We start from the raw sequence: 21458 nt of genomic DNA on the forward strand, positions 1-21458 counted from the left end.
CGTCGCTCCCGCGTGACGCGCGGCGCATGGGGCACGGCCGGCCGTTTGGCGAATGGTTCCCTTCATTGCCTCACCGCTTGATCACGACGGTTTCCGGCGCGCTCGGCGAGACCATGCCGAGCTTGCCGCGCGCGATCTGTTCGATCCGGTTGTTCTCTGCCCAGGTCGCCTGCTCCAGCTGCAGGCGGCCGAACTCGAAGTTGAGGTCGTCGCGCTCGTTGCCGAGCCGGGTCAGCTCGACGAACGCGAGCCGGCTCTGCTGGCGCGCGTAGACGACGCCGATCGCACTGGCGACCGTGGCCAGCAGCAGGATCGAGAACGCGGTCATGCGCACGATCACGTGCGCTTCTCCGCGACGCGCAACACCGCGCTGCGCGCGCGCGGATTCGCCGCGACCTCGGCCTCGCCGGCGAACTGCGCCTTGCCGATCGCAAGCAGCGCCGATGGCGTCGCCTCCGGCGCCGGCAGTCCGCGCCGCACGCTGCGCACCACCTCGCCGCGGATGAACTGCTTCACCGCGCGGTCCTCGAGCGAATGGAAACTGATCACGGCAAGGCGTCCGCCCGGCTTGAGCCGCGCAAGCGCGGCCTCGAGACCACGTTGCAGCGCGCCGAGTTCGTCGTTGATATGGATGCGCAACGCCTGGAACGTGCGCGTCGCCGGATGCTTGTGGCGCTCGCGGTAGCCGATGGATTTGGCGACGAGGTCGGCGAGGTCGCGAGTGGTCGCCAGCGGGCGCTCACGTGTGCGTTCCACGATTGCCCGCGCGATGCGTCGGCTCATCCGTTCCTCGCCATGGCGCCACAAGACATCGGCGATCTCGTGCTCATCCGCCGCTGCCAACCATTGCGCCGCACTCAATCCCCGCGTCGGGTCCATGCGCATGTCCAGCGGACCTTCGTTCTGGAAGCTGAAACCGCGCGTCGCGTCGTCGAGCTGCGGCGAGGAAACGCCGAGATCGAGCAACACGCCATCCAGCCCCGCCTCCGTTTCCGGCCAGTCCGCGAGTTCCGAGAAATTCGCGTGCCGGATCGCCACGCGCGGATCAGCCTTGAATTCACGCTCGGCGCTCGTGATCGCCTCCGGATCGCGATCCATCAACAGCAGGCGGCCCTTCGGACCCAGCCTCTTGAGCACCTCGCGCGCATGCCCGCCGCGTCCGAGGGTGCCGTCGAGATAGATTCCATCCGGCCGCACGCGAAGGCCTTCCAGGACCTCCGCCAACATCACCGGCACGTGCTGCAATGGCGTCGAACTCACGTACCTGACTCCCTTACAACTTCAGATCGGCCATGTCCTCCGTGATCTGGTCCTCGCCGATCGTTTCGCGGATCTTGGCGAGGTGCGCTTGTTCGCCCCACAGCTCGAGCTTGTTGTCCATGCCGAGCAGCACCGCGCGCTTCTCGATGCCGGTCGCAGCGCGCTGGCTGCCCGGCAACTGGATGCGGCCGTTGCCGTCCGGTTCGACGTGCGCGGCGGCGCCCACCAGCTTCATCTGCATGTCGCGATGGACCTTCTTGACCTTGGACAGCGCATTGACCTCGTCGCGCACGCGCTCCCATTCCTTTTCCGGGAAGATCCACAGGCAGCCGGGCTCGAACGGGTTGTAGGTGACGACCAGGCGATTGCCACTGACCTTCGCGACAAGCTCGCGCTGCGCCGCGGGAATCGCGACCCGGCCCTTGTCGTCCAGCGTGACGGCTGTTTCGCCTTGGAACATAACCCACTATCCACCACAAAAAACCACTGAAACCCACATTAGGCCGCAAGCTACGGTCTGTCAAGGAAAAATCAGGGCAAAACGCGGGCAATTCGCAAGTGTTTGTGACGGGTCGGACAGGGCCGAAAATGACTCGCCTTCACGTGATTCCGAGGAGTGTTCGCCAACGTATTGAACGGACAATGCGAACGACTCCCACGAGGCCGAGAAAATGTGTACAAATACGGCGGATCGACGGAATCCCGGCCGGCGGGTCCGTCGTGCTCCGGCGATCGCCGCAGGCGCGCCGATGCGATGGCGGCGACATGCTCGGGCACGGCCGCATCCGGTTCATCAGGAAAAAGGGGGAGCCGGCCGGTAAGCCGGGTTCTGTCGTGAGCAGCCATTCCTCTAGGTCCTGCGTCGCCGCAGGACTCGAGCGACCAACCCGGGAACGACGCGGGCAGCGTCATGGTTCCCCTATTCGGTCTTGCTCCAGGTGGGGTTTGCCGTGCCGGTCTGTTGCCAGACTCGCGGTGCGCTCTTACCGCACCGTTTCACCCTTGCCACGCATCCCGTCACCCCTCTGCTGCCCCGCATCCTTTTGGATACGGACTTGGCCGTCGCGCTACGCGCGCCGGCAAGTCCTCCAATCGTTTTCATGGCAGCACAGGGGTGACGGGACCGTTCGGCGGTTTGCTCTCTGTTGCACTTTCCGTCGGCTCGCGCCGCCCAGGCGTTACCTGGCACCCTGCCCTATGGAGCCCGGACTTTCCTCGGCGCGCGAACGCGACGCGGCTGCTTAGCCGGCTCCCGTGGTGAGTTTAGCGGAAATGCTGTGGCACGAGCGCGCGGAGCCGGGAAACATGTGCTCGTCGCCCCAGCGAGGAGCGCGGCGACAACGGTGAAGCTGGCCCGAAGCGCGAGCGCCCAAGGCGCAGGTCACGCCGGGACCCAACCGAGTGCGTATCAGGAACTCGATCCTGGCTTTCGCCGGGATGACGAGTGCCCGTGATGCTCGGCCACCCGCTACCGACCGCCGTCTGCCGCCTCATACAACGCCTTGCGAGGCGCGCCAGTGATCGCCGCCGCGAGCTTGGCCGCACGGGCCGGCGGCAATTCCTCGCGCAGCAGCGCGAACACGCGCCGGCCCTCGGCGAGCGTCGCATCCGCTGCGTCGCCTTCGGCGCCGGAAATCAGCAGCACGAATTCGCCGCGCTGCTGGTTCGCATCCGCCGCGACGCGCGATGCGATCTCGCCGAGCGGCGCCGCGATGATCGTCTCGAACAACTTCGTCAACTCGCGCGCGAGCACGGCTGCACGCTGCGCGCCGAAGACCTCCACCGCAGCCTCGAGCGATTCGAGAATGCGGTGGCTCGACTCGTAGAAGATCAGCGTGCGCGTTTCCGCAGCAAGCGCCTGCAGACGCTCATGTCGCGCCGCCGCCTTCGCCGGCAGGAAGCCCTCGAACACGAAGCGATCGCTCGGCAAGCCAGCAGCGGACAACGCCGCGATCGCCGCGCACGGACCCGGCACCGGCGACACCTCGCAACCGGCCTCGCGCGCTGCGCGCACCAGACGGAAACCCGGGTCGCTGACCAGCGGCGTGCCGGCATCGGAGATCAACGCGACGTCGATGCCGGCGCACAGGTGTTCGACGATGCGCGCCGCCTGTTCGCGCTCGTTGTGCTCATGCAGCGCAAGCGTGCGTGCGCGACTGCCCGCATGCGCGAGCAAGGGTGCACTGTGGCGCGTGTCCTCCGCGGCGACCACGCCGACCGCACGCAAGGTGTCACGCGCGCGCGTAGACAAGTCGCCGAGATTGCCGATCGGCGTCGCGACGACCCACAGCCGGCCCGGTTTCGCATCCATCTCATTCTCCAGCTTTGCGGCCAGTCACCGGACACGCGTGCCTACCTTGTCCGCAGGAGTGCCGCCCGCGATCGGCTATCATCGCAGCGTAGCTCCAATCGCGCGCGGACGGACCATGATGCTTCGCTGGCTTCGCAGGACGCTGAACCTCTCCATCGCGGCTGCCACGTGCGCAGCGCCGCGTGAACCCCGCCGCATGGCCGCACCACAACTCGCGTTCGCCGCGCTGCTGTGCGCGCTGCTCGGCGCCTGCGCGACGCTGTCCGAACCGACCGGAGTCGCCCCATCCTACGCGGAGGCCGCGGACGCCGAACAGCTCTATGCACAAGGCGAACTCGACCAGTCCGCCGCGGCGTTCCTGCAGCTCGCGCAAGCCCATCATGGCGACGAGGCCGCACATTACCGGTTGCGCGCAGCAGAAGCATTGCGTGAACGCGGCGACCTCGACGGCGCGGCGCGTGCGCTCGGCGACGTCAAGCGCCGCCGCCTGCACGGCAACGAACCGCTGCGCCTGGACCTGCTCGATGCCGAAATCGCACTCAAGCACGGCGACATCGCACAGGCGCAGGCGTTGCTCACGGTTCCCGATTCGGACGTGCCGCAGAACCTGCGCGTGCGCGCGCTCGAACTGCGCGCACGCGCCGATCTCGCCAGCGGTGACGCGTTCGCATCCGCACGCGCGCGCGCAGCGCTCGATCGCTATCTCGCCGGCGCCGATCGCGAACAGAACCGCAAGCAACTGACCGACGCGCTCGCGGCAATGAACGCGAATGCGCTGAAGACGCGCATCGAGACGCTGCCCGCCGGCGATCCGCTGCGTCCGTGGGTTGAACAGGCGCTGCGCGACAAGGGCCAGACGCTCGCGCGCGAGCTGCCGCGTCCGAGCCATCCGGTCGGCACGATGCAGCCGGGCGCGAACGGCGCGATGCAGGCGGAAGGGTACACGTCGCTCAAGCATGTCGCGCTGCTGCTGCCGCTCAACGCGCAACTCGCGGCGGTGTCGCAGTCGATCCGCGACGGCTTCCTCTCCGCCTATTTTGCGGACACAACAGGCCGCCGCCCGGACGTGCGCATTTACGACTCCGGCAAGACGCCGGCGGACGCGATCGCCGCCTACAACGCGGCAGTCGCCGACGGCGCCGACCACGTGGTCGGGCCGCTGCAGCGCGAATCGGTCGGCGAACTTTTCCATCAATCGCTGAGCGCGCGCGTGCTCGCATTGAACCACCCGGACACCGGCGAAGTGCCCCCGCCGGGCAGCGCCGAGTTCGGCCTGTTGCCGGATGCCGAGGGCGCGCAAGTCGCCGAGCACATGCGCGAGCGCGGCATCGCACGCGCAGCGATCATTGCCGCCGACACCGAGTGGGCCGATCGCGCGGCACGAGCATTCCGCGCGCAGTTCGAGGCCGGCGGCGGCAGTGTGGTCGGCGAGACGCGGCTGCGCGACAAGGACGTCAACTACTCCACTTCGATCACCCAGGCGACCGCAAGCCTCGGCTCCGGCGCCGATGGCGGTGTGTTCATCAGCATGCGTCCGCAGCAGGCACGCCTGCTGCTGCCCCAGCTCAAGATCGCGAACGCGGCCGCTTCGGTGTTCGCGACCTCGCACGTGTACGCGGGCGACAACAACACGTCGCTCGACCGCGACCTCGACGGCCTCGAGTTCTGCGACGCGCCGTGGCTGTTTGGACCGGTTCCGGGGCGCCCGGACCGCAACCAGGTATCGAGCCAGTTCGCCAGCGCGAGCGGTGTCGGCGCGCGATTGTTCGCGTTCGGCATGGACGCCTACGCGCTGCTGCCGTACATGGACTGGCTGCTCGCTCATCCGGATGCGTATGTCAACGGCGCGACCGGCGAACTCACCGCCGACAGCTTCGGGCGCATCCATCGCGTGGTCGGCTGGGCGCGCTTCCGCAACGGCGTCGCACTGCCGGCCGATGGAGCTCTGAGCGCCGCCCCGATGCAGCAATGAACGCGCGCGCGGCCGGCGCCCGCTACGAGGACATCGCGCTCGCGCATCTCGAGCGCTGCGGACTCGCGTTGATCACGCGCAATTTTTCCTGCCGCCATGGCGAGCTCGATCTGGTCATGCGTGATCGCGACACGATCGTGTTCGTCGAGGTGCGCTATCGGCGCGGTGGACGCCGTGCCGCGGCCTTCGGCGACGGCGTTGACTCGATCAGCGCGGCGAAGCGCATGAAACTCGTGCGCGCCGCCGAGGTCTTCCTGTCGGCGCATCCGCGCCTGGCGCATCATGCGTGCCGGTTCGATGTGCTCGCGATCGCCGGTGATGCAGCGGTGCCGTCGCTGGACTGGCGACAAAATGCTTTCGAAACTTGCTGAGGATTTTTCATGCGCTACCAATCACTGCTGACCTGGCTCTCGCTGCTCCTCGTGCTGCCACAACTCGGCGGCTGCCTGCTCGCGATCGCCGGCGGTGCCGCGGTCGGCGCGAGTGCGGCTCACGACCGCCGTGGAGCCAGCACCTATGTCGACGACAAGCGCATCTATCTCGGCGCCTACGATTCGATCAACAAGGACAAGGAGCTCGCGCTCAAGAACGATGTGATCATCGTCGTCTACAACGGCGTCATATTGCTGGTCGGCGAAGTGCAGACGCCCGAGCTCAAGCAGCGCGCGGAGCGCCTGGTCGGCGGCTTCGAGGGTACGCGCCGCATTGTCAACGAGATCGAAGTGCGCGAACCGGAAGGGTTCTGGTCGCGCCGCCGCGACAACACGATCACCGCGCAGGTGAAGACCGCGCTGCTCGACCTGACCAGCCTGCCCGGCTTCGACCCGACCCGCGTCAACGTGACCACCGCGCACCGCGTCGTCTACCTGATGGGCAAGGTCACGCACGAAGAGGACGGCGCGGTCATCGACATCGCGCGCAACGTGTCCGGCGTCGAGCGTGTCGTCAAGGTGTTCGAATACATGGATTGAGTTGCAGCGATCCGACAGCCGGGAAAAGCGTATAACGCCACAATCCTCTTGCTCGTCGTCCCGGCGAAAGCCGGGACCCAGCGTCTTTCGCCCGGACCAGCATGCTCGTTCCAAGTGCCCTCACCGACCTGCAACACATCTTCCCCGCCGATGCGCTGAGCATCGACGCGGCCGAATGCCTGGTCTATGGCTACGACAATTCGCGCCGGCAGATCACGCCGGACGCCGTGGTCTTTCCGTCCACGCATGAGCAGGTGGCTGCGCTGGTGCGCGCCTGCCGCGCGCATCGCGTGCCGCTGGTCGCGCGCGGACGCGGCACCAATACGACCGGCGCCAGCGTTCCGGTCGAAGGCGGTGTGGTCGCGAGCTTCGAACGCATGAATCGCGTGCTGCGCATCGATCCCGACAACCGCCTCGCGGTCGTCGAGCCGGGGCTGCTCAACGGCGACCTGCAAGCTGCACTGGCACCGCACCGGCTGTTCTGGCCGCCCGATCCGACCTCGGCGCCGTACTGCACGATCGCCGGCAACATCGCCTGCAACGCCGGCGGCCCGCGCGCGGTGAAGTACGGCGCGACGCGCGACAACGTGCTCGCGCTGCGCGCGGTCGCCGGCAGTGGCGAGGACTTCCGCTGCGGCAAGCCGACCACCAAGGGCGCGACCGGCTACGACCTGACGCGCCTGCTGATCGGCTCCGAAGGCACGCTCGCGATCGTGACCGAGGCGACACTGAAGCTGACGCCGCTGCCTTCCGCGAAGCGCACGCTGCGCGCGACCTATGTCGACGTGACCGCAGCCGCGCACGCGGTCGCGCGCATCATGGCGCAGCCGGTCACGCCGTGTGCGCTGGAATTCCTCGATGACCAGTGTCTGGCGCTCGCGCGTGCGCACGGCGGCGATGCGATTCCGCTTGCCGGTGCGATGCTGGTCATCGAAGTCGATGGTGAGCCGGATACGCTGGCGCCGGCGGTCGATGCCGTGTCGCGTGCGGCGCGCAGCGACGGACTCGTCGAACTGCTGGTCGCCGCCAGCGAAGAGGAAGTCGCCAGGCTCTGGGCAGCGCGCAAGGCACTGTCACCTGCGCTGCGCACCTTGTCGCCGAACAAGATCAACGAGGACGTGGTCGTCCCTGTCAGCCGCGTGCCCGAACTCGTCGCCGCGACGCGGACCCTCGCCGCGAAATACGCGCTGCCGATCGTCTGCTTCGGTCACGCCGGCAATGGCAACCTGCACGTGAACCTCTTGCCCCGCGACGACGCCGAACTCGCGCGTGCGCACGATGCCTTGAGCGAAGTCTTCGACGCGGTGATCCGCTTCGACGGCACGCTCTCCGGCGAACACGGCATCGGCATCGTCAAGCGCGACTTCATGCCGCGCGCGCTCGATGCGAATGCGCTCGCGCTGATGCGCCGGATCAAGAGCGAGTTCGATCCCGACGGCATACTGAACCCGGGCAAGTTGCTTCCCGACCGTGACATCCCGCAGCACTGAGCGAGCATTGATCGCGCCGCGACCACATCGGACGTTGGCTGTGTTCTTCGTACGATCCGCAGCGTAGACTCCGGCGCACGGGGAGCTCGGGGACAGCGGCGGCGACAAGATCGCCCAAGCATGAAGGGGAGTGATGGCATGAAAACGCACCGCTTCGCAGTGGCGCTCGCATGCGTTCATTGGGATCGCAAACCCTGGCCGCGGCCGTCACTACTTGCGCGTTGATTTCCGACATGGCCGTCGGTTTCGTGACCCACGACATCGCCCATGCCAACGCGCAATCTGCGCTACGTGGCAAACCACGTCGTGCTCCAGCCGGAACGTGACAGCACCGGCACCACCTCGTTTCAGTTCATCTGCGATCGCTGGCTTCATCAGCTGCACGGCGTAGACGGGCGGCTTCGACCACTGCCACGGCACGATTTGCAATCATCACCCGACAAAGGACGATGTCATGAAAGCAAATCCACTTGTCACTGCACTCGCGATGGCCGCCGCCTGCCTCGCCGGAACAGCGCACGCCGTCAGCCTGAATCCGAAAGGCCTCGGACAGGTGCTGATCTACCCTTACTACACGGTCAACAAGAACCAGGACACGCTGGTTTCCGTGGTGAATACATCGGGTATTGGCAAGATGGTCAAGGTCCTCTTCCTAGAGGGCTACAACGGCCGCGAAGTACTCAACTTCAACCTGTACCTGTCTCCGCACGACGTCTGGACGGCGCGCGTCAGCCAGGTCTCTGACGCCGGTGGCGCTGCGGTCTTCACGCGTGACCATAGCTGCACCTACCCGCCGGCGGGATACTCGTTCCGTGCTTCCGCCTACGCCGGCGGCAGCGTGTTCCCGGCCGATGGTGGCCCGACCGACGTCTCGCGTACGCGTGAAGGCTATGTCGAGCTGATCGAAATGGGCGAAATCGTGGCGGGAAGCCCTCTCGATGTTGCCACGACCCACGTCCAGGACGGCACGCCGAATGACGGCACGCCGGCTTGCACGCCGAGCGCGATCGGCAACGCCGCCGGCGCCAATCTGTCGATTCCGAACGGCGGCCTGTTCGGCTCGGGTTCGATCATCAATGTCGGCCAAGGTACGTTCTTCGGCTACAACGCCGATGCGATCGAAGGCTTCTCGTCGCAGATCCTGTTCTCGGGTTCGGGTCTGACCCCGTCCCTGCAGCAGGCCAATACGGCCACGTCGACGGCCGGTGGTGCGATCGCCTACGTGTTCACGAACGGCAAGCTGCTGACTCTGGACTACGCGAGGGGTGTCGATGCGGTGAGCGCGGTCTTCACGGCCAACGCGATCTACAACGAGTACCTCGCGGTGCCCGGCATCGGTGCGGCCACCGACTGGGTCGTCACGTTCCCGACCAAGCGCTTCCACGTCGACGGCAAGGCATACAGCTTCACCACCGTCATCCCGCCGTTCCATGAACTGTTCCATGCGCCCGGCGTGTCGAACGCTAAGGTCGGTATCTCGCTGTTCGATCAGGAAGAAGGCTTCACGACCCAGCCGGACGACTTCTCGCCGCCGAGTGCGACGGCTCCGTCCTCGTTGCCGTACGAAGTCAACGTGATCAGCTTCCTGGCTTCGAGCGACCCGAATGCCGGCAAGACCTCGGGCGTGTTTGGCTCGAAGCTCGTGTCGAACATCCCACCGTACGGCGGCGCGGGTTGGATGCAGCTCGACCTCGCCAGTGGCGACGGTGGTCACGCGCTGCGGCCGGCCGCGAATGGTGATGTGCTCCATGGCCTGCCGGTCACCGGCTTCATGGTCTACAACGTGATCAACGCCAATGCGCAACCCGGCAAGCTCGCCAACTACGGCGGCTTGTTTTCGCATCGCGCGGGCGTGTCATGTTCATCGAGCAACCCGCCACCCGCGCAGGATCCATGCTCCTGATTCGCGACCTTGCAGATCAGAAGAACGACATGGCGATCGCAATCACGATCGCCGCATAGGCACCCGCGAGCACGTCGTCGAGCATCACACCGAACCCGCCCTTGATCGCGCGGTCGGCCCACGACACCGGCCACGGTTTCCACACGTCGAACACACGAAACAGCAGGAAACCGGCGACGATCCACGGCCAGCCGTGCGGCCAGACCAACAGCGGCGCGAGCGCGATCCACTGGCCGACGAACTCGTCCCAGACGATTACACCGGGGTCCTCGATGCGCAGCTTTCCGATCACGACATTCGACGCCCAGACGCCAAGCGCGAACGCCAGCACGAGGACGATGAGGTAGAGCGGCAGCGGTAGCTCGCGCAGCGCCAGCCACGGAATCAGCGCGACCGCGGAGCCGGCGGTGCCCGGCGCGACCGGACTCAAGCCCGATCCGAAGCCGCTGGCGATCCAGCCCGCCGGATCTCCAAGGATCGCGCGCCGCTGCGCCGCGTCGAGCCTCACGCGAAATGGTCCCAGCCGCGACGGCGTAGTGCGATCGGCGTGCCGTTCGCATCGAGCAGACGCACGCCCTGCCCTGCGACGACGCGACCGATCCGCGTCGCACCACAGCCGACTCGTGCGAGGTCACGTTGCACGTCGGCCACGTGTGCCGGTGGCACGCTGAATGCGAGTTCGTAGTCGTCGCCGCCGCCGGCCTGCAATGCAAGTCGATCCGGCGCGTCGAACAACGCGAGCAGCGCGGACGAAGCCGGCAGCTCGAGCGCGTCGATCTCGATGCCGACGCCACTGCGCGCGGCAATGTGGCCGAGATCGGCAAGCAGTCCGTCCGACACGTCGATGCAGGCGGACGCGAGCTCGCGCAATGCTGCGCCGGCCGCGAGCCGCGGAGTCGGGCGCAGCAGCCGCGAGATCAGCCACTCGCGCGTTTCCGGCGGCGCGTGGAACAGCGCGTTGGCCTGCGCGTCGCGCGGATCAAGGCAGCGCAGGCCGGCTGCGGCATCGCCGAGCGTGCCGGTGACGAAAACCGCATCGCCGATCTGTGCCCCGTCGCGGCGCAGTACGTGTGCGGGCGGGGCGAAGCCATGCACGACGACCGTCACCGTCAGCGGACCACGGGTGGTGTCGCCGCCAACGAGGGCGACGCGATGCTGCGCGGCGAGTTCGGCGAAACCGCCGGCGAAGCCTTCGACGAACGTGCGATCGGCGTCGGGCAAGGTCAGCGCGAGCAGCGCCCATACCGGCATCGCACCCATCGCAGCCAGGTCGCTGAGATTGACTGCGAGCGATTTCCAGCCGAGATCCTGCGCGCTCGTCATCTCCGGGAAATGCACGCCGGCGACCAGGGTGTCGGTGCTGACGATGAGATCGAGGCCCGGCGGCGGCCTGAGGATCGCTGCGTCGTCGCCGATGCCGAGACGCACATCGGCGCGCTCGATCGCGCAGCGTTTGTGGATCAGGTCGATCAGGTCGAATTCGGCCATCGTTGCGCGCTCCAATCCCGTCTTGCAAAACCGGGCATCCTGCCGCGGCTTGCAAACAAACGGCCGCGGCAGAGCCGCGCCACGTTTGTCGCATCAAGCATCAACATGCTTGATGCGACGGCACATCCCTGTGCCGCAGCGGATTTTTCAAACCGCAGCCGTGCGCGAAGCCGGCGCAGGCTCAGGATCGGCCCGTTCCGTACTCGGCGCCGCGCCAGACCGCGGCGAGCTTGTCGAGCACGCCGTTGACGTAGGTGTGACCGTGCTCGGAACCGAAGCGCTTGGTGGTCTCGACCGCCTCGTTGATGACCACGCGATACGGCACGTCGGGGCGCTCGCGCAGCTCGTAAGCGGCAATGCGCAGCACCGCGCGTTCGATCGGATCGACGCGCTCGACCTCGCGATCGAGGAACGGCGCCATCGCGGCATCGAGTTCGGCATGGCTGTGCTCGACGCCGCGTACCAGCGCCTCGAAATACTCGAGGTCGGCGATCTGCATGTCCTGCTCGTGGCGGAACTGGTCGATCACCCCGTCGATGCGGTTGCCGCTGAGCTGCCAGGCATAGACCGCCTGCAACGCGCGGCGGCGTGCGCGCGAGCGCGCGGCGAGATCGATACCGTGAGTCGGGCGTGGGGGATTCGTCATGATTCGCCTTTGCGATCGTCCTTGATCGCGAGAGTCGAGAAGCGGCCATCCCGGCCCGCACTTTCCAATTTGCTCCACAGGTCGGCCATCTCCAGCGCGGCGAGTGCGACTTCCTCGCCCTTGTTGCCATGCGCGCCGCCGGCGCGGGCCTGCGCATCTGCGTGAAGCTCGACCGCGAGCACCCCATTCAGCACCGGCATGCGGTGTTCCAGCGCGACGCGCATCAGTCCGTCCGCACAGCCGTCGGCGACGTGTTCGTAATGCCGGGTGTCGCCGCGCACGACACAGCCGAGCGCGATGATCGCCGCACAGCCGCCGGTCGCGGCGAGCTTCGCCGCGGCCTGCGGGATCTCCCAGGCGCCCGGCACGCGCACCAGATCGATCGCGGCATCGGCGACACCGTGCTCGCGCAGCGTGTGCAGCGCGCCGTCCACCAGCGCATCGACGATGCGCGGGTTCCAGCGACTCGCGACGAGCGCATAGCGCGCATCGGCAACGGGGCGCAATTCACCGGAATACGTGGGCATGCCTGGAAGAAAACCTTGATTCGCGACGCGCAGTTTAACCGCCCTTCGCTACCTCAGGGCGGGCGAGCGCTATTGGCGCACTCAAACCGGCCTGCCCGGATGTTGCAGGAACGGCTTCGGCCGCGATGCTTTTGGTGCGGTGAACACCATCCCCGCCGAACCCTCGCCTTGAAGGGGGGTTCGAAGAGCATCGTGGCTGAAGCCGGTCCTGAGCCCGTCGAAGGGCCGCTCCTACGAGGGTTTGTGGTCGGTGATTTCCTCGTAACCGGCGACTTCCAGTCCGAATCCGACGAGGCCCACCAGTTTGCGCGGCGTGCCGAGCACGCGCAGCCGGTGCACGCCGAGGTCGGCGAGGACCTGCGCGCCGAGGCCGAGTTGCCGCCATTGCTTCTGGCTGTCCGCGTCGCCGGCTGGACGCCCGTGCAGCCGGTCGAGCAGCGCGTCGGCCGTATCATCGCCGGCGAGCACGACAACGACGCCGCGCCCTTCCTCGGCAACGCGCCGCAATGCCGCAGTGACGGTGAGTCCGAGGTCGTCACGCTTCAGGTGCAGCACGTCGGACAGCGTGTTGCGCACATGCACGCGGGTCAGCACCGGCGCACCGTCGTCGACCGTGCCGCGCACCAGCGCGAAGTGCAGCTCGCGTGCGAGCAGGTCGCGGTACGCGATCAGGCGGAAGCGGCCGAACTCCGTCTCGACATTGCTTTCATGTGCCCGCTCGATGGTCTTCTCGGTCTCGAGGCGATAGCGGATCAGGTCAGCGATCGTGCCAATCTTCAGACCGTGCTTCGCGGCGAACACCTCGAGTTCCGGGCGCCGCGCCATCGTGCCGTCTTCACTGAGGACCTCGACCAGCACGCCGGCGGGCTCGAGTCCGGCCAGCGCGGCGAGGTCGCAGGCGGCCTCGGTGTGGCCGGCACGCGCGAGCACCCCCCCCGGCTGTGCCGCGAGCGGGAAGATATGGCCCGGCTGCACGATGTGCTCCGGTCGTGCGTCGGCACGCACCGCGGTGCGGATCGTGTGCGCACGGTCGTAGGCGGAGATGCCGGTGGTCACGCCTTCGGCGGCCTCGATCGAGGCGGTGAAGTTCGTGTGGTGCGGCGAGGTGTTGGTGTCGACCATCGGCTTCAGGCCGAGCTGGCGGCAGCGTGCGCGCGTCATCGACAGGCAGATCAGGCCGCGGCCCTCGCGCGCCATGAAGTTGATGTCCGCGGGCTCCACCTTCTCGGCGGCCATGATCAGGTCGCCCTCGTTCTCGCGATCCTCGTCGTCGACGATCACGACCATGCGCCCGGCGCGAATGTCGGCAAGGATTTCGGGGATCGTCGCGAAGCTCATGGTTGCCCTCCTGTCGCCCGGTCGCCGAACAACCGCTCGACATAACGCGCGACCAGATCGACCTCGAGATTCACTGCATCGCCCGCCTTGCGCGTGCCGAACGTGGTTTGCCCCAGCGTGTGCGGGATCAGGGTCACGCCGAAGGTATCGGCATCGACCGTGTTGACCGTGAGGCTGGTGCCGTCGACGCAGATCGAGCCCTTGACCGCGACATAGCGCATCAGCTCCGCCGGTGCGCGGAACGTCCAGCGCTGCGAGGCGCCGTCGTCGTCAACGCGCACGACGCGACCCATGCCGTCGACATGGCCGGACACCAGGTGGCCGCCGAGCCGGTCGGCAAGACGCAGCGATTTCTCGAGATTGACCGGATCGCCGGCGCTCAGCGCACCCAGTGTGGTGCGCGCGAGGGTTTCCGCCGAGACATCGGCGAGGAAGCGTGCGCCGTCGAACGCAACTGCGGTCAGGCAGACGCCGGCGACCGCGATGCTGTCGCCGATTGCGACGTCGCCGAGATCGAGCGTCGTCGCGTCGATCACGAGACGCGCATCACTGCCGTGCGTCTCGCGCGATGCGATGCGGCCGACGGCCTGGATGATTCCGGTGAACATCTACTTCTCCAATCGAGCCGTCATCCCGGCGAACGGTGTTGCGTTTCGGAGGTTCTCAACAACAGCCTCAGGTCTTCGCCGATCTGCCGCTGCTCGACGACGCGCAGCTGCCAGCGCGCCGCCATGTCCGACAAAGACGGCAGCGCGAGCAGCGGTCGCGCGGCATCGCCGAGCAGCACCGGCGCGACATAGAGCAGCAGCTCATCGACCAGTCCCGCGGCAAACAATGCGCCGGACAGGATCGGTCCGGCTTCGACCTGCACCTCGTTCATGCCGCGCGCGGCGAGCTGACGCAGCACCTCCGCGAGATCGAGGCCGCCAGCGCCGGTTTCAACCGCGGCGCATTCGACTTGGACAAAGCGGTCACCGCCGGCGACCGCGCCGCGCGCGTGCAGCAGCAGCGTCGGTGCGGCGCCATTGAGCACCTGCGCGCCGCGTGGTGTGCGCAACTGACGATCCAGCACCACACGCATCGGCGCGACAAGACCGGGAAAACCATAGCCCTCTCCCCCCAGCTCGCGGGGGGGAGAGGGTTGGGTGAGGGGGCGTGGCCGCGAAGGTTCGACGCTGCTGGCATCTTGCGGAAGATCTCGTGCTTCGTTGGACGCAACCACAGCGACCAGTCGCGTTGCGCCTCCACGCTCTGCCCCCTCACCCCAACCCTCTCCCCCGGCGCAGCCGGGGGAGAGGGAGTTGGAGCGCACGGTAAGCGCCGGGTCGTCGGCGAGCACGGTGCCGATTCCTGTCAGGATCGCCGAGCTGCGCGCGCGCCAGCGCTGCACGTCGGCGCGCGCGGCCTCGCCGGTGATCCACTTCGATTCGCCATTCGCCAGCGCGGTGCGGCCGTCGAGACTCATCGCGAGCTTCACGCGAACCCATGGCCGGCCGCGCTCGACGCGACTGAAGAAACCGCGATTCAGCTCACGCGCCGCTTCGCGCATCAGCCCGGATTCGACCGTAGTACCGGCCCCACGCAGCCGATCGATCGCGCCCCCCTCACGCTGGAATGCGTCTTCGGTCGCGATCACCACGCGCGCGACCCCGGCAGCGATCAACGCATCCGCGCAGGGTGGTGTGCGTCCGTACAGGCCGCAGGGTTCGAGCGTCACGTACACGGTCGCGCCACGCGCGCCTTCACCGGCCTCGCGCAACGCAAACACTTCCGCATGCGGACCGCCCGCATGCCGGTGCCAGCCCTCGCCGACCACCACATCGCTTTGAGCGATCACGCAACCGACGCGTGGATTCGGTTGCGTCGTGGCCAGACCACATTCGGCGAGGCGCAGCGCGCGTGCCATCAACGCGTGGTCGCAGGCGGAAAACATCGGACTAGCTCTTGGCTTTGCGCTGCACGGCCTCGCCGAGCAGCGGCAGCTGCAATCCTTCGATCGCCGGCAGGTCGCGTTCGAGGCGCTCGATCTCCTCGCGAAACGCCTGCACATCCTCGAAGCTGCGGTAGACCGAGGCAAAACGCACATAGGCAACGTGATCGAGCTTCTTCAGCTCGCGCATCACGAGTTCGCCGATACGCAGGGAAGGCACCTCGCGCTCGCCGCTGCGGCGCAGGTCCTCGACCACCGCCCGCACGGCCGCATCGACTTGCTCGCTGCCGACCGGGCGCTTCTGCAACGCGCGCATGAAACCGGTGCGCAGCTTCCCTTCGTCGAACGTCTCGCGGCGACCGTCGCCCTTGACCACGCTCGGCAGCTTGATCTCGGCGGTCTCGAACGTGTTGAAGCGCTCGCCGCACTGCTCGCACTCGCGGCGGCGACGGATCGTCGCGCCGTCCTCGGACACGCGCGAGTCGATCACCCGCGTGTCTTCGTGCTGGCAGAAGGGACAGTGCATTCAGAAGGCCGGGAATGGAGAATCGAACTGCGAAGGCAGGAGGCCGGAGCGAACAGCGAAGCTGGCCCGAAGGGCGAGCCGCAGGAGCGGCGAGTCAATCGGGAGTCGGGAAAAGCACACGCGCTGGAGGAACCGGGCTCTCACGATTCCCGATTCCCTATTCCCGGTTCCCGGCTTGTCAGCCATATACCGGAAACGCCTTGCACTGCACGGTGACCTTGTCGCGCACCTTCGCGATCACGTCGGCATCGGTCGGCGCATCGAGCACGTCGCAGATCCAGTTCGTGAGGTCGACGCAATCGGTTTCCTTGTAGCCGCGCGTGGTCACCGCAGGCGTGCCGACGCGCAGACCCGATGTGATGAACGGCGAGCGTGGATCGTTCGGCACCGCGTTCTTGTTGACCGTGATGTGCGCATTGCCGAGCGCGGCTTCCGCATCCTTGCCAGTGACGTCGCGGACGATCAGGTCGATCAGCATCAGGTGATTTTCGGTGCCGCCGGAAACGATCTTGTAGCCGCGCCCAATGAAGGTCTTCGCCATCGCCTGTGCATTCTTCACGACCTGCGCCTGGTAGGTCTTGAATTCCGGGTCCAGCGCCTCCTTGAATGCGACCGCCTTCGCGGCGATCACATGCATCAACGGGCCACCCTGCAGCGCGGGGAACACGATCGACTGCAGCTTCTTCTCGATCTCGGCGCCGGCGCCTTTGGCGACGACGATGCCCCCACGCGGACCGCGCAGCGTCTTGTGCGTGGTCGAGGTCACCACGTGCGCGTGCGGCAGCGGGCTCGGATAGACACCGGCGGCGACGAGGCCGGCGACGTGCGCCATGTCGACGAAGAACAATGCGCCGACGGAATCGGCGATCTTGCGCATGCGCGCCCAGTCGACCACCTGCGAATACGCGCTGAACCCGCCGATCAGCATCTTCGGCTTGTGCTCGCTGGCGAGGCGCTGCACCTCGTCGTAGTCGATCAGGCCGTTCGCGTCGACCCCGTATTGGACCGCGTTGAAGAGCTTGCCGCTGAGGTTGACCTTGGCGCCATGAGTCAGATGGCCGCCGTGCGCGAGGCTCATGCCGAGAATCGTGTCACCCGGATTCAGCAGCGCGAAGTAGACCGCTTGGTTCGCCTGCGAGCCCGAATGCGGCTGCACGTTCGCGTAGTCGCAGTCGAACAGCTGCTTGACGCGCTCGATCGCCAGCGTCTCGGCCACGTCGACATACTCGCAACCGCCGTAATAACGCTTGCCTGGATAGCCTTCCGCGTACTTGTTGGTCAGCACCGAACCCTGCGCCTCGAGCACGCGCGGACTCGCGTAGTTCTCCGACGCGATCAGCTCGACGTGGTCTTCCTGGCGCTGGCGCTCGGATGAGATGGCCTTGGCGAGTTCCGGGTCGAAACCTTCGATACGCGAATCCTTGGGAAACATTTCAGAACCTGTGCAAGCCGCGGGGAACGGCAATGGTACCGCGTTGCGGCGCGGTTTATGGCCGATTTCCTGCCATAGTCCGGCGGATCGGCCTGCCGTACATGACGAGCCGGCCGGCGATCGGCGATAATCGGCCATTCCCCCTTTTCACCTGATCCGGCGCTGCTCCCAGCGCGGGCGTCGGGTTTGTCCGGAGCAGGCATGCAATACATCTACACCATGATCGGCGTCAGCAAGGTCGTCCCGCCGAAGCGCCAGATCATCAAGGACATCTCGCTGAGCTTCTTCCCGGGCGCCAAGATCGGCCTGCTAGGCCTCAACGGCGCCGGCAAGTCGACCGTGCTGCGCATCATGGCCGGCACCGACACGGACTTTGTCGGCGAGGCGCGCCCGAACCCGGGCACCAAGATCGGCTTCCTCGAGCAGGAACCCAAGCTCGATCCGGCCAAGACCGTGCGCGAGGTCGTCGAGGAAGGCGTGCACGAGATCATCGGCGCGCAGCAGCGCCTCGAGGAGGTCTACGCGGCCTACGCCGAGGAAGGCGCCGATTTCGACAAGCTCGCCGCCGAGCAGCAGCGCCTCGAGAACCTCCTCGCAGCGACCGATGCGCATGCGCTGGAGCGCCAGCTCGAGGTCGCCGCCGACGCGTTGCGCCTGCCGCCATGGGACGCGATCGTCGGCAAGCTGTCCGGCGGCGAGAAGCGCCGTGTCGCGCTGTGCCGCCTGCTGCTGTCCAAGCCCGACATGCTGCTGCTCGATGAGCCGACCAACCATCTCGACGCCGAATCGGTGGAGTGGCTGGAACATTTCCTCGCGGCGTTTCCCGGCACCGTCGTCGCGGTCACCCATGACCGTTACTTCCTCGACAATGCCGCCGAGTGGATCCTCGAGCTGGACCGCGGCCGCGGCATTCCGTGGAAGGGCAACTACTCGTCCTGGCTGGAGCAGAAGGACGAACGCCTCAAGCAGGAAGAATCGGGCGAGAAGGCGCGCCAGAAGGCAATCCAGCGCGAACTCGAATGGGCGCGCAGCAATGCCAAGGGCGGCCGCAGCAAGGGCAAGGCGCGTCTCCAGCGCATCGAAGAGCTGCAGGCGGTCGACTACCAGAAGCGCAACGAGACCAACGAGATCTTTATTCCGCCGGGCGAGCGCCTCGGCAGCCAGGTCATCGAGTTCAAGGGCGTGTCCAAGTCGTTCGGCGATCGCCTGCTGATCGAAGATCTCAGCTTCGCCGCGCCTCCGGGCGCGATCGTCGGCATCATCGGCCCGAACGGCGCCGGCAAGTCGACCTTGTTCAAGATGATCACCGGCCAGGAAAAGCCGGACCAGGGCGAGATCGCCAAGGGCCTGACCGTGAACATCGCCTATGTCGACCAGAGCCGCGAGAAACTGGAAGGCACGCACAACGTGTTCCAGGAAATCTCCGGCGGCGCCGACATCCTCAACATCAACGGCATCGAGATCCAGTCGCGTGCTTATCTCGGGCGCTTCAACTTCCGCGGCCCGGATCAGCAGAAACTGGTCGGCACCCTGTCCGGTGGTGAGCGCGGCCGTCTGCATCTGGCCAAGACCCTGCTGCAGGGCGGCAACGTGCTGCTGCTCGACGAACCTTCGAACGATCTGGATATCGAAACCTTGCGTGCGCTCGAGGATGCGCTGCTCGAATTCCCGGGCAACGTGTTCGTGATCTCGCATGACCGCTGGTTCCTCGACCGCATCGCCACGCATATCCTCGCGTTCGAGGGCGATTCGCACGTCGAATTCTTCCCCGGCAACTACAAGGAATACGAGGAAGACAAGAAGCGTCGCCTCGGCGACGAGGCTGCACAGCCGCACCGGATTCGGTACAAGAAGCTGGCTTGATACGACGCGGCTCGAGATTCGGGATTCGGCTACGCGTTCGTCGTCCCGGCGCAGGCCGGGACCCAGCCTCTCGTACGCAACATCAAAGACGCTGGGTCCCGGCCTGCGCCGGGACGACGATAATGAGAAGGCATCCCGAGATTTCCGACTTCGCCTCACCGCGCCCGGACGCCCTTCGCTAGCGAGCAGGAACGACCATGAGCTTCATGCAATCCCTCGCGCACGCCTGGCAGCGCAACGACTCGCTGGTCTGCGTCGGCCTCGATCCGGAGCCGGCGCGATTTCCTGGCGCGCTGCGCGGCGATCCCGACGCGATCTTGACGTTCTGCCGCGCGATCGTCGACGCGACCGCGGACCTCGTCTGCGCGTTCAAGCCGCAGATCGCGCACTTCGCCGCGCACGATGCCGAGGGCGCGTTGCGGCGCCTGATCGCGCATATCCACGACAAGCACCCCGGCGTGCCGGTGATCCTCGACGCGAAGCGCGGTGACATCGGCTCGACCGCGCAGCACTACGCGGGCGAAGCCTTCGACCGTTACGGCGCCGACGCGGTGACGGTGAATCCGTATCTCGGCCGCGATTCGGTGCAGCCGTTCCTCGATCGCGCCGACAAGGGCGTGATCATCCTGTGCCGCACCTCCAATCCCGGTGCGCGCGACCTGCAGGATCTCGACGTCATTGATCAGAGCCGCGGTGGGCGCAAGCTGTACCAGCACGTCGCCGAAACCGTCGCACGCGACTGGAATGCAAACGGCAACTGCGCGCTGGTCGTCGGCGCGACTTACCCGGCGGAACTCGCCGACGTCCGCGGCCGGATCGGTGACCTGCCGTTGCTGGTGCCCGGCGTCGGCGCACAGGGCGGCGATGTCCAAGCCGTCGTCAGCAACGGCGAGACCGCGAACGGCACCGGCCTGATGATCAGTTCGTCGCGCGCGATCCTCTATGCGGGTTCCGGCGAGGACTTCGCCGATGCCGCACGCGCGGCTGCAGTCGCGCTGCGCGACGAGATCAACCGGCACCGCGCAACCCTGCCCCTGTAGGAGCGGCTTCAGCCGCGATGCTTTGAAGCCCTCCCCTTCAAGGGGAGGGTTGGGTGGGGATGGTGTTCACCGCGCTACGAAAAGCATCGCGGCTGAAGCCGCTCCTACGCCGCTCCTACGGTGCCTTTCTCTATTCGTCGACGACGTCGAGACCGGGAAACAGCACCTCGGAGTAGCCAAAGCGCGAGAAATCGGTGATCCGCATCGGGTACAGCACACCGATCAGGTGGTCGCACTCGTGCTGCACGACACGCGCGTGGAAGCCTTCCGCGGTGCGCTCGATCGGCTGGCCCTGCGGATCAACGCCGCTGTAGCGGATCCGCGACCAGCGCTCGACGACGCCACGCAGGCCGGGCACCGACAGGCAGCCCTCCCAGCCCTCCTCGCGCTCCTCCGACAGCGGCGTGATCACCGGATTCAGCAGGATCGTGCGCGGCACCGCCGGCGCGTCCGGATAACGCTCGCTGTGGTCGAAGCCGAAGATTGCGAGCTGCAGGTCGACGCCGACCTGTGGCGCGGCGAGGCCGATGCCACCGGCAGCCTGCATTGTGTCGAACATGTCCGCGATCAGCACCTGCAGTTCCGGCGTTCCGAACAGCTCGACCGGCTTGGCGACGCGCAGCAGGCGCGGATCGCCCATCCTGAGGATTTCACGAATCATTCGAAGCGCCCGTCTGGCAAGATCGGCGCCATTATCGCGCAGGCTGCCGCACACGCCGATGAATGGCGCGGCGTTGCGGCGCGCCAGCGTGACGCGCCTG

At 66.8% G+C, this 21458-nt stretch carries 21 protein-coding genes and 1 other RNA gene; 7 read left to right on the forward strand and 15 right to left on the reverse strand.

Translation table 11 applies throughout. The annotated features are described in order from the left end of the window. Positions 1 to 70: 70 nt before the first annotated feature. From ftsL to rsmI, 5 genes are all read right to left on the reverse strand, one after another. Entirely contained in the window at positions 71 to 328 is a 258-nt protein-coding gene (gene ftsL, locus ABD002_RS09205) for a cell division protein FtsL (protein ID WP_343790195.1), read from the reverse strand. An 8-nt stretch (positions 329 to 336) separates the two neighbouring features. Beyond that, complete coding sequence (gene rsmH, locus ABD002_RS09210; protein ID WP_343789892.1) at positions 337 to 1260, reverse strand: 16S rRNA (cytosine(1402)-N(4))-methyltransferase RsmH; 924 nt, start codon at positions 1258 to 1260, stop codon at positions 337 to 339. Between the two features lie 13 nt (positions 1261 to 1273). Next, positions 1274 to 1720, reverse strand: a complete 447-nt coding sequence (gene mraZ / locus ABD002_RS09215) for a division/cell wall cluster transcriptional repressor MraZ (protein ID WP_343789895.1) — start codon at positions 1718 to 1720, stop codon at positions 1274 to 1276. Positions 1721 to 2062: 342 nt separating this feature from the next. Further along, positions 2063 to 2513, reverse strand: an RNA gene (gene rnpB, locus ABD002_RS09220) — RNase P RNA component class A. 215 nt (positions 2514 to 2728) lie between these two features. Further along, entirely contained in the window at positions 2729 to 3571 is an 843-nt protein-coding gene (gene rsmI, locus ABD002_RS09225; RefSeq protein WP_343789898.1) for a 16S rRNA (cytidine(1402)-2'-O)-methyltransferase, read from the reverse strand. Positions 3572 to 3767: 196 nt separating this feature from the next. Between rsmI and ABD002_RS09230 the strand changes: the two genes are divergently transcribed. The 5 genes from ABD002_RS09230 to ABD002_RS09250 all read left to right on the forward strand — a co-directional run bounded on the left by ABD002_RS09230 (position 3768) and on the right by ABD002_RS09250 (position 9907). Beyond that, positions 3768 to 5543, forward strand: coding sequence for a penicillin-binding protein activator (locus ABD002_RS09230; RefSeq protein WP_343789900.1), 1776 nt, complete (start codon positions 3768 to 3770; stop codon positions 5541 to 5543). Then, the gene (locus ABD002_RS09235) at positions 5540 to 5914 is read left to right on the forward strand and encodes a YraN family protein (protein WP_343789903.1); all 375 of its coding nucleotides are present in this window, start codon (positions 5540 to 5542) and stop codon (positions 5912 to 5914) included. The genes ABD002_RS09230 and ABD002_RS09235 overlap by 4 nt, the downstream gene beginning before the upstream one ends. A gap of 9 nt (positions 5915 to 5923) precedes the next feature. Further along, positions 5924 to 6514 (forward strand): BON domain-containing protein, encoded by a 591-nt coding sequence (locus ABD002_RS09240; RefSeq protein ID WP_343789906.1) that lies wholly within the window; start codon positions 5924 to 5926, stop codon positions 6512 to 6514. 101 nt (positions 6515 to 6615) lie between these two features. After that, positions 6616 to 8004 carry an FAD-binding oxidoreductase gene (locus tag ABD002_RS09245; RefSeq protein WP_343789909.1) on the forward strand — a complete coding sequence of 463 codons (1389 nt, stop codon included), beginning with the start codon at positions 6616 to 6618 and terminating at the stop codon, positions 8002 to 8004. Between the two features lie 454 nt (positions 8005 to 8458). Beyond that, a complete protein-coding gene (locus ABD002_RS09250; RefSeq protein WP_343789912.1) occupies positions 8459 to 9907 on the forward strand; it encodes a hypothetical protein in 1449 nt (482 codons plus the stop codon). 16 nt (positions 9908 to 9923) lie between these two features. Here ABD002_RS09250 and ABD002_RS09255 read toward each other — a convergent pair whose 3' ends face one another. The 9 genes from ABD002_RS09255 to glyA all read right to left on the reverse strand — a co-directional run bounded on the left by ABD002_RS09255 (position 9924) and on the right by glyA (position 17794). After that, positions 9924 to 10415, reverse strand: coding sequence for a phosphatidylglycerophosphatase A family protein (locus ABD002_RS09255; RefSeq protein ID WP_343789915.1), 492 nt, complete (start codon positions 10413 to 10415; stop codon positions 9924 to 9926). Next, positions 10412 to 11395: a thiamine-phosphate kinase gene (gene thiL / locus ABD002_RS09260; protein ID WP_343789917.1), complete on the reverse strand. Its 984-nt coding sequence runs from the start codon at positions 11393 to 11395 to the stop codon at positions 10412 to 10414. The genes ABD002_RS09255 and thiL overlap by 4 nt, the downstream gene beginning before the upstream one ends. Positions 11396 to 11576: 181 nt before the next feature. After that, positions 11577 to 12041 carry a transcription antitermination factor NusB gene (gene nusB, locus ABD002_RS09265; protein WP_343789920.1) on the reverse strand — a complete coding sequence of 155 codons (465 nt, stop codon included), beginning with the start codon at positions 12039 to 12041 and terminating at the stop codon, positions 11577 to 11579. After that, complete coding sequence (gene ribH / locus ABD002_RS09270) at positions 12038 to 12568, reverse strand: 6,7-dimethyl-8-ribityllumazine synthase (protein ID WP_343789923.1); 531 nt, start codon at positions 12566 to 12568, stop codon at positions 12038 to 12040. Before ribH ends, nusB begins: the two co-directional genes overlap by 4 nt. 231 nt (positions 12569 to 12799) lie before the next feature. Further along, positions 12800 to 13906, reverse strand: a complete 1107-nt coding sequence (gene ribBA / locus ABD002_RS09275; RefSeq protein WP_343789926.1) for a bifunctional 3,4-dihydroxy-2-butanone-4-phosphate synthase/GTP cyclohydrolase II — start codon at positions 13904 to 13906, stop codon at positions 12800 to 12802. Further along, positions 13903 to 14514 carry a riboflavin synthase gene (locus tag ABD002_RS09280; protein ID WP_343789929.1) on the reverse strand — a complete coding sequence of 204 codons (612 nt, stop codon included), beginning with the start codon at positions 14512 to 14514 and terminating at the stop codon, positions 13903 to 13905. Before ABD002_RS09280 ends, ribBA begins: the two co-directional genes overlap by 4 nt. A 20-nt stretch (positions 14515 to 14534) precedes the next feature. Continuing rightward, a complete protein-coding gene (gene ribD / locus ABD002_RS09285; protein WP_343789932.1) occupies positions 14535 to 15839 on the reverse strand; it encodes a bifunctional diaminohydroxyphosphoribosylaminopyrimidine deaminase/5-amino-6-(5-phosphoribosylamino)uracil reductase RibD in 1305 nt (434 codons plus the stop codon). 4 nt (positions 15840 to 15843) lie between these two features. Then, the gene (gene nrdR, locus ABD002_RS09290; RefSeq protein ID WP_343789935.1) at positions 15844 to 16362 is read right to left on the reverse strand and encodes a transcriptional regulator NrdR; all 519 of its coding nucleotides are present in this window, start codon (positions 16360 to 16362) and stop codon (positions 15844 to 15846) included. A gap of 178 nt (positions 16363 to 16540) precedes the next feature. Next, positions 16541 to 17794, reverse strand: coding sequence for a serine hydroxymethyltransferase (gene glyA / locus ABD002_RS09295; protein ID WP_343789937.1), 1254 nt, complete (start codon positions 17792 to 17794; stop codon positions 16541 to 16543). 201 nt (positions 17795 to 17995) lie between these two features. Here glyA and ettA point away from each other — a divergent pair, with 201 nt between their 5' ends. Together ettA and pyrF are read left to right on the forward strand one after the other, a co-directional pair. Continuing rightward, the gene (ettA, locus tag ABD002_RS09300; RefSeq protein WP_343789940.1) at positions 17996 to 19657 is read left to right on the forward strand and encodes an energy-dependent translational throttle protein EttA; all 1662 of its coding nucleotides are present in this window, start codon (positions 17996 to 17998) and stop codon (positions 19655 to 19657) included. A gap of 197 nt (positions 19658 to 19854) precedes the next feature. Further along, complete coding sequence (gene pyrF / locus ABD002_RS09305) at positions 19855 to 20697, forward strand: orotidine-5'-phosphate decarboxylase (protein ID WP_343789943.1); 843 nt, start codon at positions 19855 to 19857, stop codon at positions 20695 to 20697. 130 nt (positions 20698 to 20827) lie between these two features. On the opposite strand, the gene def is transcribed toward pyrF, so the two are convergent. Next, positions 20828 to 21358, reverse strand: coding sequence for a peptide deformylase (gene def / locus ABD002_RS09310; protein WP_343789946.1), 531 nt, complete (start codon positions 21356 to 21358; stop codon positions 20828 to 20830). Positions 21359 to 21458: the final 100 nt, after the last annotated feature.

Origin of the sequence: Dokdonella soli (assembly GCF_039523175.1) — a bacterium.
In the GTDB taxonomy this organism is placed as follows: Bacteria; Pseudomonadota; Gammaproteobacteria; order Xanthomonadales; family Rhodanobacteraceae; genus Dokdonella_A; species Dokdonella_A soli.